General features: G+C 61.3%; 16 protein-coding genes. 8 read left to right on the top strand and 8 right to left on the bottom strand.

What is annotated here, in order from left to right; genetic code table 11:
- The first annotated feature begins 208 nt into the window (after positions 1-208).
- A complete protein-coding gene (locus tag EXW71_RS00080) occupies positions 209-1,399 on the top strand; it encodes an MFS transporter (protein ID WP_134657091.1) in 1,191 nt (396 codons plus the stop codon).
- Here EXW71_RS00080 and EXW71_RS00075 read toward each other — a convergent pair.
- Positions 1,365-2,291 carry an AraC family transcriptional regulator gene (locus EXW71_RS00075; protein WP_134657090.1) on the bottom strand — a complete coding sequence of 309 codons (927 nt, stop codon included), beginning with the start codon at positions 2,289-2,291 and terminating at the stop codon, positions 1,365-1,367. The genes EXW71_RS00080 and EXW71_RS00075 overlap by 35 nt on opposite strands.
- Before the next feature lie 159 nt (positions 2,292-2,450).
- Between EXW71_RS00075 and EXW71_RS00070 the strand changes: the two genes are divergently transcribed.
- The 3 genes from EXW71_RS00070 (at position 2,451) to EXW71_RS00060 (ending at position 5,160) form a co-directional block, all read left to right on the top strand.
- Positions 2,451-3,830 carry an NAD-dependent succinate-semialdehyde dehydrogenase gene (locus EXW71_RS00070; RefSeq protein WP_134657089.1) on the top strand — a complete coding sequence of 460 codons (1,380 nt, stop codon included), beginning with the start codon at positions 2,451-2,453 and terminating at the stop codon, positions 3,828-3,830.
- Between the two features lie 68 nt (positions 3,831-3,898).
- Positions 3,899-4,807, top strand: a complete 909-nt coding sequence (locus tag EXW71_RS00065; protein ID WP_123716407.1) for a LysR substrate-binding domain-containing protein — start codon at positions 3,899-3,901, stop codon at positions 4,805-4,807.
- Positions 4,804-5,160: an MmcQ/YjbR family DNA-binding protein gene (locus tag EXW71_RS00060; protein WP_123716408.1), complete on the top strand. Its 357-nt coding sequence runs from the start codon at positions 4,804-4,806 to the stop codon at positions 5,158-5,160. Before EXW71_RS00065 ends, EXW71_RS00060 begins: the two co-directional genes overlap by 4 nt.
- Here the strand turns inward: EXW71_RS00060 and EXW71_RS00055 are convergent.
- Positions 5,149-5,532: a DUF1294 domain-containing protein gene (locus EXW71_RS00055; protein ID WP_123716409.1), complete on the bottom strand. Its 384-nt coding sequence runs from the start codon at positions 5,530-5,532 to the stop codon at positions 5,149-5,151. The two genes, EXW71_RS00060 and EXW71_RS00055, sit on opposite strands and share 12 nt — an antisense overlap.
- Positions 5,529-6,359 carry an undecaprenyl-diphosphate phosphatase gene (locus EXW71_RS00050; RefSeq protein WP_134657088.1) on the bottom strand — a complete coding sequence of 277 codons (831 nt, stop codon included), beginning with the start codon at positions 6,357-6,359 and terminating at the stop codon, positions 5,529-5,531. The genes EXW71_RS00055 and EXW71_RS00050 overlap by 4 nt, the downstream gene beginning before the upstream one ends.
- 229 nt (positions 6,360-6,588) lie before the next feature.
- Between EXW71_RS00050 and EXW71_RS00045 the strand changes: the two genes are divergently transcribed.
- The 3 genes from EXW71_RS00045 (at position 6,589) to EXW71_RS00035 (ending at position 9,407) form a co-directional block, all read left to right on the top strand.
- Positions 6,589-8,223: a methyl-accepting chemotaxis protein gene (locus EXW71_RS00045; protein WP_134657087.1), complete on the top strand. Its 1,635-nt coding sequence runs from the start codon at positions 6,589-6,591 to the stop codon at positions 8,221-8,223.
- A gap of 102 nt (positions 8,224-8,325) precedes the next feature.
- Positions 8,326-8,889, top strand: a complete 564-nt coding sequence (pnuC, locus tag EXW71_RS00040) for a nicotinamide riboside transporter PnuC (RefSeq protein WP_123716411.1) — start codon at positions 8,326-8,328, stop codon at positions 8,887-8,889.
- Positions 8,886-9,407: an AAA family ATPase gene (locus EXW71_RS00035; RefSeq protein ID WP_134657878.1), complete on the top strand. Its 522-nt coding sequence runs from the start codon at positions 8,886-8,888 to the stop codon at positions 9,405-9,407. The genes pnuC and EXW71_RS00035 overlap by 4 nt, the downstream gene beginning before the upstream one ends.
- 48 nt (positions 9,408-9,455) lie before the next feature.
- Here EXW71_RS00035 and ggt read toward each other — a convergent pair whose 3' ends face one another.
- Positions 9,456-11,180 (bottom strand): gamma-glutamyltransferase, encoded by a 1,725-nt coding sequence (ggt, locus tag EXW71_RS00030; RefSeq protein WP_134657086.1) that lies wholly within the window; start codon positions 11,178-11,180, stop codon positions 9,456-9,458.
- Positions 11,181-11,398: 218 nt separating this feature from the next.
- On the opposite strand from ggt, the gene EXW71_RS00025 reads away from it, so the two are divergent.
- Complete coding sequence (locus EXW71_RS00025) at positions 11,399-12,544, top strand: MalY/PatB family protein (RefSeq protein WP_134657085.1); 1,146 nt, start codon at positions 11,399-11,401, stop codon at positions 12,542-12,544.
- A gap of 49 nt (positions 12,545-12,593) precedes the next feature.
- On the opposite strand, the gene EXW71_RS00020 is transcribed toward EXW71_RS00025, so the two are convergent.
- The 4 genes from EXW71_RS00020 to EXW71_RS00005 form a co-directional block, all read right to left on the bottom strand.
- Entirely contained in the window at positions 12,594-12,809 is a 216-nt protein-coding gene (locus EXW71_RS00020) for a molybdopterin-binding protein (protein ID WP_003173733.1), read from the bottom strand.
- Between the two features lie 152 nt (positions 12,810-12,961).
- Complete coding sequence (locus EXW71_RS00015; protein WP_134657084.1) at positions 12,962-14,572, bottom strand: GMC family oxidoreductase; 1,611 nt, start codon at positions 14,570-14,572, stop codon at positions 12,962-12,964.
- A 25-nt stretch (positions 14,573-14,597) separates the two neighbouring features.
- The gene (locus tag EXW71_RS00010) at positions 14,598-15,815 is read right to left on the bottom strand and encodes a mandelate racemase/muconate lactonizing enzyme family protein (protein ID WP_134657083.1); all 1,218 of its coding nucleotides are present in this window, start codon (positions 15,813-15,815) and stop codon (positions 14,598-14,600) included.
- Position 15,816: 1 nt separating this feature from the next.
- Positions 15,817-17,127 carry a nitrate/nitrite transporter gene (locus EXW71_RS00005; protein WP_134657082.1) on the bottom strand — a complete coding sequence of 437 codons (1,311 nt, stop codon included), beginning with the start codon at positions 17,125-17,127 and terminating at the stop codon, positions 15,817-15,819.
- Positions 17,128-17,260: the final 133 nt, after the last annotated feature.

The following is a 17,260-nucleotide window of genomic DNA, read 5'->3' as shown; positions in this document are numbered from 1 at the left end:
CCCAGGGCGATCAAGTGGGGTTAATCCTACAGGCGAAGCGAATCAACGATTAGACGGCTGAAATGCGATTGTTTGTCCCATCAGCAGGACAGTCATTGGATCGCCATGCTTCAATTCAACGCGGTTATTGCTCAATCCTCTTGGGCACTGGATTTAACCCTCGCTTGGCGGCATCCTCGCCGCAGTTCCAACAGCGACTGGGCACGCCATGCATTCACACCCCGCCGTCCTCACCAAAGGCTTGACCCTGCTACTCGCCATCTGCTGCGGGTTTTCGGTCGCCACCATCTATTACAACCAGGCCATGCTGCCGCTGATTGCCGATACCTTCGGCGTGTCCACGGCGCATGTCGGCCAGATAGCCACGCTGACCCAACTGGGCTATGCCAGCGGCCTGTTGCTGTTCGTACCGCTGGGTGATCGCATCAGCCGACGCACGTTGATCCTCGCCGTGCTGTGCATCAACTTCATCAGCCTGCTGGCCTCCGCCACGGCGCCGTCCTACGCCTGGCTGTTGGTGGCGAGCACACTGCTGGGGCTGTCGGGCATCAGTGCACAAGTGATCATTCCGGCGGCCTCGGACCTGAGCGAACCCGCGCAGAAAGGCGCTGTGCTGGGCTTGATGGTCAGCGGTCTGTCTGCCGGCGGCTTGCTGGCGCGGACCGTCAGTGGCGTGGTCAGCGGCTGGCTGGGCTGGCGCGGCATGTTTGCCCTGGCGGCCGCGCTGGATGTGCTGCTGTTCATGGCAATATTGACGCGCATGCCAGTGTCGGTCTCCACCAGCAAACTGGCATATGGCGCCTTGCTCAAGTCGTTGTGGGGGCTGGCCCGACAGCACTCGACCCTGCGCCAGTCGGCGATCAAGGGCGGGCTGGTGTTTGGTGCGCTGAATGTGTTCTGGGGCTCGATGGCCGCATTGCTGGCCTTGCCGCCCTATGGGTTTTCCAGTGCTCAGGCCGGCCTGCTGGGGTTATCGGCGATTGTCGGCATCCTCTGCGCCTCGACGATCGGCCAATACACCCGCCGCCACGCTCGCCTGCTGGAGCGCGTCGGCATCGCCACGGTGTTGGTGGCGTTTATCCTGATCTACGCCTTGGGCCCGCAAGGCTGGTGGTGGCCAATCCTGATCGCGGCGACCTTCCTCGACCTCGGCAACCGTATCAACCAACTGGCCAACCAGACCCGCGTACTGGCCCTTGATCCCGCCGCCACCAGCCGGCTGAATACCGTGTTCATGGTCATCTACTTTATCGGCGGTGCCCTGGGTTCAGCCTGCGGTGCCCTGGCCTCGGAGCATTATGGCTGGCAGGGCCAGGCGCTGACCGGCGCGGCCTTTGTCGGCACGGCGCTGCTGGTGACGCTGTTCAGTGCGAAGACACATAAATCGACGCCGACGTAGGCGCCGGCAACGCATAGGTGCGCTTCATCCACTGAATCTCCTCCTGCGGCGCGCGCCCGAAGAGGCGCTTGAACTCACGACTGAACTGCGAGGCGCTTTCATAGCCAACCTTGATACACGCCGTGGCAGCGGTGATGTCGTTGCGCAGCATCAGCAGGCGCGCCTGATGCAGGCGCGTGGATTTGAGGTACTGCATCGGCGAGGTGTCGGTGACCGTACGAAAGTGCGCATGAAAGCTCGGCACGCTCATCATCGCTTCCCGCGCCAGTGCCTCTACATCCAGGTGCTGGTGGTAACACCCATGAATCTTGCGAATCGCCCGCGCCACCTTGCCGAACTGGCCTTGGCGATTGAGCGCCGCGCGCATCGAACCGCCCTGCTCGCCCGTCAGGATCCGGTAATAGATCTCACGCACCAGCGTCGGCCCCAGCAATTGCGCGTCCATCGGCTCATGCATGGCTTCGAGGAAACGCAACAGTGATTCACTCAGCTTGTCGTCCATTGGCGACGAATACATGCCCCTGGGCCTGGCGTCGGGCAAGTCGGGAAACGCGTCCAGCAGCAGCATCAGCTCCGCCGCCAGGGTGAAATCCAGGCGCAGGTACACCGCCAGCATCGGCTCCTCCTCACTGGCATCGGTTTCCATGGTGAACGGCACCGGCACCGACACCACCAGATAATGCTGCGCGTCGTACAGGTACACCGCGTCGCCCAGGTAACCGCGCTTGCGGCCCTGGCACACCATCACGATACCCGGGTCGTACAGCACCGGCACTCGGTGCAAAGGGCGGTTGGAACGCAGGAAGCGCACATCATCCATGGGGCTCAGATTATAGCCTTCGACAGGCGCGAGGCTGCCCATCAGTTCGATGATTCTTGCGGCACGGCCCATGCTTGGCGGCTCCGGGATAAAACCGCACGTTACCGCGCCAGGGGCTTCATGACCATGGGCTCATAGGAATAGGCAATCAGCACATTGGAATGGATATTCGCCCGGCAGCACGCTTTGCGTAGCCTGAATCAGCACGTTCAGCCCTCGGAGACTCCCCACATGCTTATCGTCTACAACCCCGCCACCGGCGAAGAAATCGGCCGCGTCACCAAGAACTCCCAGGCCGAAGTCAAGGCCGCCATCGACCGCGCCTGCGCCGCCTTCCCCGCCTGGTCCGGCAAGCTCGCCCAGGAGCGCAGCGACATCCTGCGCCGCTGGCACGACACTGTGAAAGCCGACAAGGAAGCCTTCGCCGAACTGCTGTGCCGTGAAAACGGCAAATGTCTCAGCGAAGCCCGCGGCGAAATCGATTACGGCCTCGGCTTTATCGAGTGGTACGCCGAAGAAGCCAAACGCGTCTACGGTGACACCATCCCCACCCACGACCGCAACGCCAATGTGATGGTGACCAAAGAGGCCATCGGCCCGGTCGCGGCCATCACCCCGTGGAACTTCCCTTTCATGATGATCACCCGCAAGGTAGCGACAGCCCTTTCCGCCGGCTGCACCATGGTGATCAAGCCTGCCGAAGACACCCCGCTCACCGCCTTCAAGCTGCTGGAATACGCGCGCAAAGCCGGCATCGATGAGGGCGTGCTGGAAGTGGTGGTCGGTGACCCCAGGGAAATCGGCCTGCTCCTCACCGGCGATCCGCGCATCCGCAAAATCTCGTTCACCGGTTCGACCGGTGTCGGCAAATTGCTCGCTGCGCAATGCGCGGCAACGGTCAAGAAAATGACCCTCGAACTGGGCGGCAACGCGCCCTTTATTGTGTTCCAGGACGCCAACCTGGATGAGGCCGTCAAGGGCCTGGTCAGCGCCAAACTGCGCAACTGCGGGCAGGTGTGCATCTCGCCGAACCGGATCTTTGTGCAGCACAGCATCCTTGAGGACTTCATCAAGCGCCTGCAGCACAGCGTGGCCCAAATCGAAGTGGGCCAGGGCCTGCGTGAAGACTTTGTGGTCGGGCCGCTGGTCAATCAACTGGGCTTCGACAAGGTCGCGCGCCTGGTGGAAGACGCCAAGGCTGCCGGCGCCAGGATATTGATGGGCGGCAAGCCCCACGCCAAGGGTGGCCTGTTCTATGAGCCGACGGTGCTGACGGGCCTGCAGGATGACTCACCGCTGGCAACCGAGGAAATTTTCGGGCCGGTGTTTGCCATCTACTCGTTCAAGGATGAGCAAGAAGTCATCGCCCGCGCCAACCAGACCGAGTTCGGCCTGGTGGCCTATGCCTATACCAGCGCACTCGGTCGCTCGTTGCGTCTGTCGCGCCAATTGGAGGCCGGAATGGTGATTCTCAACTCGGGTTCGGTGGGCACGGCGTCGATTCCATTTGGCGGCATCAAGCAATCCGGCTACGGCCGCGAAGGCAGCTATTACGGGATCGACGAGTATGTGCATGTGAAATATGTGCTGATGGGCGGCGCACAATTTTAAATCCAGAAGTAGATTTGTACGGATCAGGCGCGGATAGTTCGTCCCATTGACAGGACAATGGGACGACCATGCAAGACCTCAACGACCTCTACTATTTCGCGAAAGTTGTCGAGTCCGGCGGTTTCGCGGCGGCCGGCAGGCTGCTGGGCATTCCCAAATCACGCCTGTCGCGGCGCATTGCCGAACTCGAAGAACGCCTCGGCGCCCGCCTGCTGCAGCGCACCACCCGGCAACTGACCCTCACCGCCGTGGGTGAACGCTACTTGCGCCATTGCCAGGCAATGTTGCTGGAGGCGGAAATGGCCGATGAGGCCGTGGCCAGCATGTCCAGCGAGCCCCGTGGACGCCTGCGGGTCAGTTGCCCGGTGGGCATGGCGCAGCACATGCTGCCGGACATGGTCGCCGGGTTTCTCGCCGCCCACCCGCTGGTTCAATTGGAAATGACCCTGGTCAACCGCCGTGTGGACCTGGTAGCTGAAGGTATCGACGTCGCCCTGCGCGTGCGCGAACAGGGGGATGAAGACCCGTTGCTGGTCACCAAGCGCCTGCGCCAGGCCCAGACGGCACTGGTGGCCAGCCCTGCTTTTATACATGACAGGCAGATCAATACCCTCGAAGACCTCAAGCAACTGCCGATGCTCGGCGCCCTGGAGGCGGACCGCATGGTGCATCAGCGCATTCTCGACCCCCATGGGCATCCCCATGAACTGGTGATGGAGGCCCGACTGGGTATCGACGACTTCATCGTCCGCAAGGCCAGCGCAATCATGGGCCTGGGTTTTACCGTGCTGCCGATGATGTATTGCGAAGAAGAGTTGGCCAGCGGCCGCTTGGTACAACTGCTACCTGAATGGTCGTTGCCGGGGGGCTGGTTGCAGGCGGTTTACCCGCATCGGCGAGGCGTGCTGCCGGCCATTCGTGCCTGGATCGACTTTCTTGAAGAGGGCTTCAAAGGTTGCGGAGATCGACTGCTATGAAGATGAACGAAGAACAAGTCGCCACCTTCTGCCTGGGCCTGCCCGGCGCGCGGGAAGACTACAAATGGGGCGGCGTGCGGGTGTTTTCGATTGCCGGCAACAAGATGTTCGCCGTGCAAAACCTGCGCGGTGACTCGCTGGCATTCAAGGTCGACAAGGAACTGTTCCTCGGCCATGTGGACCGTCCGGGCATTCATCCTGCACCGTACCTGGCCCGTGCGCAGTGGATCATCATGAACACGCCCTACCCGCTGGGCGCCGATGAACTGCGTGGCTTGTTGCAGCGCTCCCACCAGTTGGTGGTCAGCAAACTGCCCAAGCGCACGCAGGTCGGGCTGCGGCTAGAGGACTGACAACAACGTACCGCCCAGGAACAACTGATCCAGCCAGAACACCTGGTGCAACAGCACGATCACCCAGAACAGCACCTGATAAGACACCTTGCGTGTCTTGTGGCGAAACACCTGCTGGGCAATCAACGCCCCCGGCCAACCACCTGCCAGCTCGACAGCGTGCAGGATGTTTTCCGGGATACGGCGTGCATCGGTTTGCGCCTTGCGCTTGTCGCTCCAATACAGGAAAAACGCCACCACGCTGACCACGCCATAGGCGGCCAGCGGGATCAGCGTCTCGCCGCGATACCACAGCAACGCCGCCCCTGTCAGCGGCGCGGCGCACAGCAGTGCAAAGATCGCCGCCTTCAAGCGTGGGTGCTGGAGGCTCATGGTTTGACCGCAGACCAGTCGATCCAGCCAAACTGCCAGGTCGCCAGGATCACCAGGCCGAACGCGATCCGGTACCAGGCAAAGGCCGCATAGCTGTGGCTGGCGATGAACTTGAGCAACGCCTTGACCGCGATCATCGCGAAGATGAACGAGGTGACGAAACCAATGGCGAATACCGGCAGGTCATCCGGCTGGAACAAGTGACGGTACTTGTAGCCCGAATACACCGCCGCACCGACCATGGTGGGCATGGCCAGGAAGAACGAGAACTCGGTGGCCGTCTTGCGCGACAGACCGAACAGCAACCCGCCGATGATGGTCGCCCCGGAACGCGAAGTGCCGGGAATCATCGCCAGGCACTGGGCCAGGCCAACCTTGAGCGCCTCCTTCCAGGTGATGTCATCCACGCTGTGTGCGTGTACGGCATGCTGGCGGCGCTCGGCCCACAGCATGATCACGCCGCCGATCACCAGCGCAGTGGCCACGGTGATCGGGTTGAACAGGTAGTGCTTGATCAGGTCAGCGAAAATCACGCCCAACACCACGGCCGGCAGCACGGCGATGATCAGGTTGACGGTGAAGCGCTGGGCATTGCGCTGAGTCGGCAAACCGATCACCACGTCGAGGATCTTGCGCCGGAATTCCCACACCACCGCCAGGATCGCACCCAACTGAATGATGATGTTGAACGCTTCAAAACGCTCGCCACCGAAACCGATCAAGTCGGCTACGATAATCTGGTGACCGGTGCTGGAGATCGGCAGGAACTCCGTCAGCCCCTCCACCACGCCAAGAATCAATGCCTGTATGGCGGTCCAAAAATCCATATTTCCCCCAAAGGTCATGCGCGAGGCACGCCTCGTCAGTCTTTTCTAGTGGTTCAATGATGATGAGTGCGCTGAAGGCCAGGCGTTGGATAATCCACGCCGGACTGCAAAAATTCCGTGAAAAATCAGGCAGTACTCAGGTTTTCCGATTACGGGCCGAAAGCCTATCAGACACGCCGGAAATGTCGAAGCAGCACCACAACTATAAAAAGCATGGAGTGACAGGACGATGAACAGTTTGCGCAACATGTCGATCAGCCGACGTCTCTGGCTGATCCTGATAGTCGCCGTGCTGATGCTGTTGACCTTGAGTTTGTTGATGCTCAAGCAGATCCATGGGGATCTCTACCAGGCCAAGCGCCAACAGACCCAACACGTGGTCCAGACCGCCAGTGGCGTACTGGCGTATTACCAGAATCTTGAGAAAACCGGCGTGCTGACCCGGGAAGCGGCGCAGCAGCAAGCCCTGAGCGCGGTGCGCGGGTTGCGTTATGACCACGACGATTATTTCTGGATCAACGACCTCACGCCCGTGATGATCATGCACCCGGCCAACCCCAAGTTGGATGGCCAGAACCTCTCGGCGATTCGCGACCCGGACGGGTTTGCGGTATTCAACGAGTTCGTCAGCCTGGCCAAGGCCAAGGGCGCGGGTATCGTCAGCTATCGCTGGCCAAAACCGGGAGCCGAAGCCCCGGTGGAGAAAACCTCGTATATCCAACTGTTCGAGCCGTGGGGCTGGATCATCGGCTCCGGCGTGTACGTGGATGACGTCCAGGCCGAATTCAAGGTGCAAGTGTGGAGAACCTCGTTCATCAGTCTGGCAATCGCTGCGGTGATGGCATTGCTGGTGCTGCTGATTGCCCGCAGCATCCTGCACCCGTTGCAACAGGCCGTAAACGCCATGGCCAATATCGCCAGTGGCGAAAGCGACCTGACCCGTAGCCTCGACACCCACGGGCGCGACGAAGTCACCCAACTGTCCCTGCACTTCAATGCCTTCACGACAAAACTGCGCCAGGTGATCGGCCAGTTGCAGGCCTGCGCCAACGCGCTGGGCCAGTCGTCGACGGAGCTTGGCACCAATGCCAGCCAGGCCCATGACCGCAGCCAGCAACAGTCGCAGCAGATGGAACTGGTGGCGACGGCCATCAATGAAGTCACCTATGGCGTGCAGGACGTGGCGAAAAACGCCGAGCACGCCGCCAGCGAAATGCGCGACGCCCAGGCTCAAGCGCAACAGGGCCAGGTGAACATCGACGGCAGCCTGCAACAGATCGACCGGCTCTCCGGCACCATCGGCCAGGCTGTGGAAGTGATCCGCACGCTGTCCAGCGAAAGTACGCAGATCGGTAGCGTGCTTGAGGTGATCCGCTCCATCGCCGACCAGACCAACCTGCTGGCGCTCAACGCGGCGATTGAAGCCGCCCGCGCCGGCGAGCAAGGCCGCGGCTTTGCGGTGGTGGCCGATGAAGTCCGCCTGCTGGCCCAACGCACGCAGAAGTCCACCGCTGAAATCCAGGTGATGATCGAGCGCCTGCAAGGTCATTCGGAAGCGGCGGTCAAGGTCATCAGTGACAGTCACACGGCCTCGCAACTGACCATTGAACAAGCGGGCCAGGCCGGCGCCAGCCTCACGGCCATCGGCCAGGCGCTGCACAACCTCAACGGGCTGAACGCGTCAATCGCCAGCGCCACCCTGCAACAGGCGCATGTCGTGGAAGACATCAACCAGAACGTCACCGAAGCGGCCGGTTTGTCCCATAGCACGGCGTTGGCGGCGCAGCAGTCCAGCGTGGCCAGTGAACAGCTGCGCGCCTTGAGCGAACAACTTGACGCGCTCCTGCGCCAATTCAAGGTCTAGCGCGTTTCCACAGGTGGGAGAGAGCTTGCGCCCTCCCACATTGGTCCCTCCACATTTTGAAGTTACAATCACCGCCCTCTTCGACTCTCCCAAGGAACCGCCATGTCCGGGCTTGAATTGTTCGCCGCCGCCCTGGGGGTGATCGCTGTCTGGCTGACGGTCAAACAAAACCCCTGGTGCTGGCCCATCGGCCTGGTGATGGTCTTGCTCTACACTTGGGTATTCTTCGACGTAAAGCTCTATTCCGACATGCTGCTGCAGGTGGTCTACGCCGCCCTGCAACTCTACGGCTGGTGGCAATGGACCCGCGCCGGCGAGGTCAGGCAAGGCCGCCAGGTGACCAGCCTGGGCTGGCCTGCGATCACGACCAGCCTGGCCATCGGCGCGGTATTCAGCCTGCTGCTTGGCGCCGCCATGGCCCATTGGACCGACGCCGCCCAACCCTGGCTCGACGCGGCCCTCACCGGTTTCAGCCTGGTGGCACAACTGTGGATGGCGCAAAAACGCGTGCAGTGCTGGCCCTTGTGGATCGCCGTGGACGTGATCTTCGTCGGGCTGTTTCTCTATAAGGGCCTGTACCTGACCGCCGCGCTGTATGCACTGTTCACCGTGATCGCCGTGCAAGGCTGGCGTGAATGGCGCACCGACCCGGCGCTGCACGCATGAAGGTGGTGGTATTGGCCGGGCCCGAGTCGAGTGGCAAAAGTTGGTTGGCGGCCGAGCTGCACGCCCATTTCGGCGGGCTGATGGTGGGCGAATATGTGCGCGATTTCATCGACCGCCACCAGCGCGACACGACCCTGGCCGACATTCCGGCCATCGCTCGTGGCCAACTGGCCTGGGAAGACGCCGCCCGCGCCGAACAGCCCGATTTGCTGATTCTCGACACCCACTTGCTGACCAATACGTTATGGAGCCAGACCCTGTTCGGCGACTACCCGGCCTGGCTCGACAGTGAACTGTTGGCCCGCCGGTACGACTTGCACCTGCTGCTGTCGCCGGAGGATGTGGAATGGACCGCGGACGGTCAGCGCTGCCAACCGCAGTTGGAGGATCGTCGGGCATTCTTCCAGGACAGCCTGGCGTGGATGCAAGCGCATCAACAGCCCTTCGTGGTGATTGACGGACATTGGGAAGAGCGCCGGGTCGCGGCGTTTACGGCGGTAGAGCGGCTGTTGCAGTGAGCGGCTTGCCCTGCGCCACCCGGCGCGGTGGCAAGCCGCTCGCTACAGTCAGTAGCCCAACGACAGGCCGGTGTTACGGCGCGGATCATTCGCCCCGTAGAAACGGTTGTTGCCTACCGGCTTGCCGTCCAGGGACGGCGCGCCGACCAGAATCGCGGCCAGGTGGTTGGCATCCTGCGGGCCGGCAAACTTATGGCCCCAGCTTTCGAGGATCTTCTGGGTGTCGGGGCTTACGGCAAACCGTTCCAGGTTAGTGGTTTCCGGCATCCACTGCTGGTGGAAACGCGGCGCATCCACCGCTTCCTGAATGTTCATCTTGTAGTCGATGACATTGAGGATGGTCAGCAAGGTGGCCGTGATGATACGGCTGCCACCCGGCGTACCCACCACCATCACCGCCTTGCCATCCTTGGTCACGATGGTCGGGCTCATCGATGACAGCGGCGCCTTGCCCGGTGCGATGGCGTTGGCTTCACCCTGGACCAGGCCGTACATGTTCGGCACGCCGACCTTGACGGTGAAGTCATCCATTTCGTCGTTGAGGATCACGCCGGTCTTGCTCGCCATCACGCCGGCACCAAACCAGTCGTTGAGGGTGTAGGTCACCGACACCGCGTTGCCCCACTTGTCGACGATGGAATAGTGGGTGGTGTTGTTGCCTTCATGGGGCGAGACGCCCGGCTTGATCGCCTGGGAGTCGCCGGCTTTCTGCGGTTCGATGACGGCGCGCAGCTTGCTGGCGTAGTCCTTGTCCAACAGGTGGGCAATAGGGTTCTTCACGAAATCCGGGTCGCCCAGGTAGCTGTTACGGTCCACGTAGGCGTGGCGCATGGCCTCGATCTGATAGTGCAGGCCCTGAGCCGAGTGATAGCCAAGGTCGGCCATCGGATAACCTTCGAGGATGTTCATGATCTGGCAGATCACCACGCCACCCGAGCTTGGAGGCGGCGCCGAGACCACGTGGTAGCCACGGTAATCGCACTCGATAGGCGCCAGTTCACGGGTTTTGTATTTGTCCAGGTCGGCCTGGGTAATGATGCCTTTGCCGGCCTGGCTGGAATCCACCAGTGCCTTGGCGACCCAGCCTTTATAGAAGCCGTCGCTGCCCTTGGCGGAGATTTCCTTGAGGGTCTTGGCCAAGTCTTTCTGCACCAGTTTCTGGCCGACCTGCATCGGCTGGCCGTTGTGCAGGAAGATCCCGCGCAGGTCCTGGTCTTTTTCAAACTCGCCGGTAGCCGTGTGCAACAGGTCGATATCGCCCTGCTCCAGTTCAAAACCGTTTTCCGCCAGCTTGATCGCCGGGGCAATCACCTGGGCACGCTTGAGGGTGCCGTATTTGCTCAGGGCCAGCTCCATGCCGGACACAGTGCCGGGCACACCGACCGCCAGGTGGCCCTTGGCACTGAGGCCGTCGATGACCTTGCCGTCTTTGTCCAGGTACATGTCGGCGGTGGCCGCCAGGGGCGCTTTTTCGCGGAAGTCGAGGAAGGTCTTGCGCCCGTCGGCCAGTTGCACGGTCATGAAGCCGCCGCCGCCGAGGTTACCCGCCGCCGGGTACACCACCGCCAGCGCATAGCCGACCGCAACGGCCGCATCCACCGCGTTGCCGCCGGCCTTGAGCACATCCACGCCCACATGCGTGGCCAAATGCTGGGCGGTCACGACCATGCCGTTTTCACCGGCCACCGGCGCCTGGGAAGCGGCTTGCACACCGCCGACCGTCAACACCAGCGCAGTGGCAATCAACGTACGGCTGAAGGGTTGGTATTTCATCCATGGCTACTCTATTTATTGAGATGCACCAAAATAGCCCTTCCCTGTTTTAATCCCCAGCGCAATGGCGTTTTTATTACAGAGCTTGTCGGTGACAGAACGCTGGTGCCTCAATAAGCACACCAGCCACTGTCTGTGGCAATCAGCACTGGCCTATAAAATTAATGGCGCTAGAATCGGCGCCATTATTTGCCCGCCTCCCCTGATACGAGCCGCCCATGAGCTTTGATTTCGACACGATCCACCCACGCTTCGGCACCGGCAGCACCAAGTGGAACCGTTACCCGGCAGACGTGTTGCCGATGTGGATCGCCGACATGGATATCGCCGCGCCACCCGCCGTGTTGCAAGCCTTGCACCAGCGCTTGGACCAGCAGGTTCTGGGCTACAGCGTGGCCGGCCCGGACGTGCGCGAAGCCATTGTGGCCGACCTGTGGGCCAAGTACGCCTGGCGTGTGCAGCCTGAGGAGTTGTTGTTCCTGCCCGGCGTCGAGCCCGGTTTCAACATGGCGCTGCACGCCTTCGTGCAACCGGGCCAGCCGGTGGTGCTGCAGACCCCGAACTACCGGCCGATTCGCCTGGCGCCCGGCCACTGGAACCTGCCACGCATCGAAGTGCCGTTTGAATGGGCGGGAGAGGAATACGTCACACCGTTGGCTGCCATGCGGCAGGCACTGACCGGCGCCGGTGCGCTGTTGTTGAGCAACCCGCACAACCCGATCGGCAAGGTCTTCCCTCGCGAAGAACTGCTGGCGGTAGCCAATGCCTGCCTGGAAAACGGCACGTTGATCATCAGCGATGAAATCCACGCAGAACTGTGCTTCGACGGCCGTCGCCACATCCCCACCGCCAGCCTCAGCCCCGAAATCGCCCAGCGCACCATCACGTTGATGTCGGCGAGCAAAGCCTACAACGTGGCTGGCCTGAAGACCTGTTTTGCCGTGGTGCAGAACGCCGAGATTCGCGAACGCTTCAACAACGCGCGTTGCGGCATGGTCGACAGCGTCAGCCCCCTGGGCCTGGAAGCCACCCGCGCCGCCTATAGCCAATGCGGCGATTGGCTGCAAGCGCTGGTCAAGTACCTGCAAGCCAACCGTGACTACCTGCTCGAGGCCGTGCAAACCCGCCTGCCCGGCGTGGTGATGCACGCCCCGCAAGGCACCTTCCTGGCCTGGCTGGATTGCAGTGCCCTGGGCCTGGACGATCCGCAGCAATTCTTCCTTGAGCAGGCCAAGGTCGGTTTGAGCGCGGGGATCGAATTCGGCGACGACAGCCAACAATTCGTACGTCTGAACTTCGGTTGCCCACGGGCGATGCTCGAAGAAGGATTACACCGTATGGAGCGCGCCCTGCGTCATCGCTGACACCCAGGGCGCCTGGTCGGTGTTCCCACGCAGCGCGTGGGAACACCTCTCAGAGTTTGGCGATCGACACTTCCGTCGACTTCACAAAAGCGATCACCTCACTGCCCACCTTCAATTCCAGATCACGCACCGAGCGGGTGGTGATCACCGAGGTGACGATGCCGGACGCGGTCTGCACGTCGATCTCGGACACCACTTCCCCCAGCAGTATTTCCTTGATCACGCCCTTGAACTGGTTGCGCACGTTGATCGCTTTAATGGTCATGTCGGCTTTCCTTTTGGCTGTTGGGTCAATCCGCACGAATGCGCAGGCCCTCAAAATGCGCCACCGATAAAAACATTAAAAGGAATATATAAGTCTTTATTTATTCCATTGGGAAATATATAGCACTGCCTGTTATTCCTGCACATGGGCGCCTATGCATCCTGCAGGATCAAATCCGCCCCCTTCTCCGCCACCATCAACACCGCCGCATGGGTGTTGCCCGAAGTCACGTTCGGGAAGATCGACGCATCGACAATGCGCAATCCGTCCAATCCGTGCACCTTCAAGCGCTTGTCCACCACCGATACCTGCGGGTCCGAGCCCATGGCGCAGGAGCCGCACAAGTGGTAGATCGAACCGCTGTTTTCACGGAAGTAATGCAGCATTTGCTCATCGGTCTGCACTGCCGCGCCGGGTAGAACCTCGGCCACCGTGATGCCCTTGAGCGCAGGGGCCTGCATGATCTTGCGCATCAACCGGCTGCCCTGGATCACCTCGTCGATGTCCTTTTGGGTGCTCAGGTAGTTGGGATCGATCAGCGCCGCGTCCCTTGGGTTTTTTGAAGCAATGCGGATGGTGCCGCGGCTGGTCGGCCGGCACGGGTTGAAGCACAGCAGGAAACCGGAGTACGGCTCGGGCTTGAGGCTGGCCTTGTTGTTTTTCGGGATCTGGTACGACAGCGGGTTGAAGTAGAGCTGCAGGTTCGGGTCCGCCTGTTGATCGTTGCCGCGAAAGAACCCACCGGCCTGGTTGACGCTCATGGCCAGCGCGCCCTTGCGCGTGAACAGGTACTTGAGGCCCAGCTTCAACTGGCCGAACAGCGAGCTGAGTTCGTCGTTCAGGGTCGGGATATTGGCCTTGTAGTAGTAGCTGACGCAGAGGTGGTCCTGCAGGTTTTCACCCACGGCCGGCAGGTGCTTGACCAGCGCAATATTGTGTTCGGCGAGCAATCGCTGGTCAGCCACGCCGGACAGTTGCAGGATTTTCGGCGTGTCCACAGCGCCGGCACAAAGGATGACCTCCTTGCGTGCCGTGAAGGTGCGGGCCACGCCGTGCTGGGTCACACTGATGCCCGTGGCGCGCTGCTGGTCGTCGAACAGCACACGGTCGACCAGTGCATGCAGCTCTACGGTCAGGTTCGGACGACTGAGTGCCGGATGCAGATGCGCAAAGCTGCTGGAACAGCGCTCGCCATTGCGTGTATTGACGTCATACAGGCCCGCGCCTTCGAAATCCGGCCCGTTGAAGTCATCACTCAGGCCATAGCCGAGCTGCTCGCAGCCTTTGAGGAACGCATCGCAGATCGGGTGGGTATGGCCCTTCATCGGCGTGATGCTGATGGGGCCGCTGCCACCGTGGTACTCGGTGTCGCCCAACGGATGGTTTTCCAGCTTGCGAAAGTACGGCAGCACGTCCTTGAAGCCCCAGCCGTCGTTGCCGTTGGCGGCCCAGTCATTGAAATCGTGGGCCTGCCCGCGCACGTAGATCATCGCGTTGATCGAGCCCGAGCCACCCTGCACTTTGCCGCGAGGCGCGTAGATTTCACGCCCGGCCAGCTGTTTTTGCGGCTGGCTGTAGTACATCCAGTTGAAGGTCGGGTTGTAGTACATCTTGGCGAAACCGACCGGGATCTTGAACCACCAGGAACTGTCCTTGCCGCCGGCTTCCAGCAGCAAGACGGAGTATTTGCCTGAGGCGGACAGCCGGTTGGCCAGGACGCAGCCTGCGGCGCCAGCACCGGCGATGATGTAGTCATATGTCATTCACGGTTACCGCGTAAGTCGTTTTTTAGCCCTTGGCGGGCGAAGTGTCTTTGACGTCAGCCGGGGTTGGCGCCATCTGCAAATGCAGGCGTTCACCGGTATACGGCGAGTGCTTGCGCACCACGTCCATATTCAGTTCCACACCCAGCCCGGGCTCGCTGGACGGGATGATGTAGCCGTCCTCCCATTGCAGTGGCTTGGTCAGCACGTCGGCGTGAAAGCCGCCCCAGGTCATGATGCTTTCCTGGATCAGGAAATTCGGCGTGCAGGTCGCCAGTTGGAAGCTCGCCGCTGCACCAATCGGCCCGTTGTACAGATGCGGCGCAATCTGTGCGTAGTAGGCTTCGGCCATGCTCGCGATCTTCTTGGCCTCCAGCAGCCCCCCGCAGCGCGCCACGTTCATTTGCAGGATCGACGCGCCGCCGGCTTGCAGCAGCTTGAAAAATTCGTACTTGGTGGTCAGGCGCTCACCCGTGGCAATCGGGATGCTGGTCTTGGCCGCGACCTGGGCCATGGCGTCTTCCTGGCCTGGCGGCACCGGCTCCTCGAACCACAGCGGATCGTATTTCTCCAGGCGCCTGGCCAGGCGGATTGCCGACGACGGCACCATCTGCCCATGGGTGCCGAACAGCAGGTCACACTTGTCGCCCACCGCTTCGCGGATCTTGCGGCAGAACGTCTCGCAGCGCTCCAGCACTTCCAGGGAAATCTGGTGGCCCGAATAGGCGGTGTACGGCCCGGCCGGATCGAACTTCAGCGCCGTGAAGCCTTTATTCATGTTCTCGATGGCGCACTCGGCGGCGAGGTCCGGGTCGTCGTAGTCGTATTCGCCCTTGCTGTTGACCGGATACAAGTAGGTGTAGGAGCGCAGGCGCTCGTTGACCTTGCCGCCAAGCAACTCGTAGACCGGCTTGTTGGCGGCCTTGCCGATGATGTCCCAGCAGGCCATTTCCAGGCCGCTGACCACCCCCATCATGGTCAGGTCCGGGCGCTGGGTGAAACCGCTGGAGTAAGCCTGGCGGAAGAAGCGCTCGATATGGTGCGGGTCATGGTTGAGCAGGTAGCGCTCAAACACGTCCTCGATGATCGGCAACATGGCCTTGGGGCCGAACGTAGCGGCGTAAATCTCGCCGACGCCTTCAATGCCGCAGTCGGTCTTCAGCTTCACGAACAGCCAGTACATACCGCCGATATGCGGCGGTGGAACGGCAACGATATGGGTTTCAAGGGCGACGATTTTCATCTCAGGCACCTGTCTGGTTGAATTTTTTACGGTTGATCCGGGCGCGCAATGTCAGGGCCGCCAGGGTCCCGAGCACGCCGATGAAGGCGATGTAGCCGAAATACAGGTTGTAACCGGCCTTGCCCGGGTAGGTCTCGGTCAGGTAGCCGTTGATCAGCGGGATAAACGTGTCCGGCAGGTAGCCCACCACCGAGACGATGCCGATGGCCAGGCCGGTGATGCGCAGCGGGATGTCGCAGCTGTCGAGGATCGCCCAGTACAGGCCACGGATCGCATAGGTCATCAGGCCGATAAAGATCACTGTGCCGATCAGCAGGCCCAGGCTGTTGAACGCCGGGAACAGGATCAGCCCGACCATCGCGAGGGTCACCAGTACCAGTGCGACGATCAGTACCGAAATGTTCGAGAACTTATCCCCCAACCAGCCGCCGCCGATGCCGCCGATAGGGCGCATCCACAACTTGATGGTGGTGATGGTGCCGGCCATCACGGCGGTCATACCGCTGCCCTGCAAGTAGTCGGAGAAGCTGTAGGTGGCCCAGAACATGTGATAACCGCAGAACACGATGGCGGTCACCAGCCACAGCTCGGGGATCTTTACCAATGTGCTCAGGTCGGCAATCAGGTTGAACTTGCCCTTCTCCACCGCGGCGGTTTCCGCCAGGGACTTGGGGTCCTTGAGCAGCACCAAGCCAAACCCGAGAGCGATGCAGATGAACGAGTACAGGTACACGACGTGCTTGAACCCCTCGGCCGCCGACTCGCTGCGCGTTTCGGTCGCGTAGGCAAACAGGCCCAGGGCGACGGTGGCGAGCAAGGCTTCCACCAACCCACGACCACCGTCGAGGATGCCGAAGAAACGGCCCTGTTCGGTGTGATGGGCAATCATCTTCACGCGCTTGAGCACCGAGGCCCAGAACGTCAGGCCAGTGGTCAGGCCCCAGCAGCCGAAGATGATCATCAGGCCGGTCATCGACGGCACGCTGGCGTACCACAGGCCCAGTGCGCCGGTAGCGACCAGCGAGAAGAAGATCAGAAAGCGCGGCGGCAAACGGTCGGCCAGCCAACCGCTGGGCAAGTAGCTGAGCAAGAAAATTGTGCCGAGCATCGAGTACAGGTACCCCAGCTCGCTGTGGTTGATGTGGAACACATCGAGCATGGTGGTCTGGTAAACCTGGCGCAGGTAGAGGATCGGGTAGATCGCGCCCGCGGCCAGTACCAGCAGCAGCAATTGGAAATAGCGACTGGTTTTGTCGCTGTTTGCCGCGGATACGGCAACGGAAACCTGGGCAACAGGTGCAGGCTTGGACATCGTGTGGACCTCAGGCACCCGATGCGCGGGTGCCCTCATAATTGTTTTTATTAAAGGTACGGCAGGTGTGCGTAATGCCAGTCAGTTAAGGGTGAACGCTGTATGTGTGGCGAGGGAGCTTGCTCCCGTTGGG

The sequence above is a fragment of the Pseudomonas sp. BCA17 genome, assembly GCF_004519405.1.
In the GTDB taxonomy this organism is placed as follows: Bacteria; Pseudomonadota; Gammaproteobacteria; order Pseudomonadales; family Pseudomonadaceae; genus Aquipseudomonas.
Note: the sequence above shows the minus strand (reverse complement) of the source record. Positions and strands in the feature narration are given on the sequence as shown.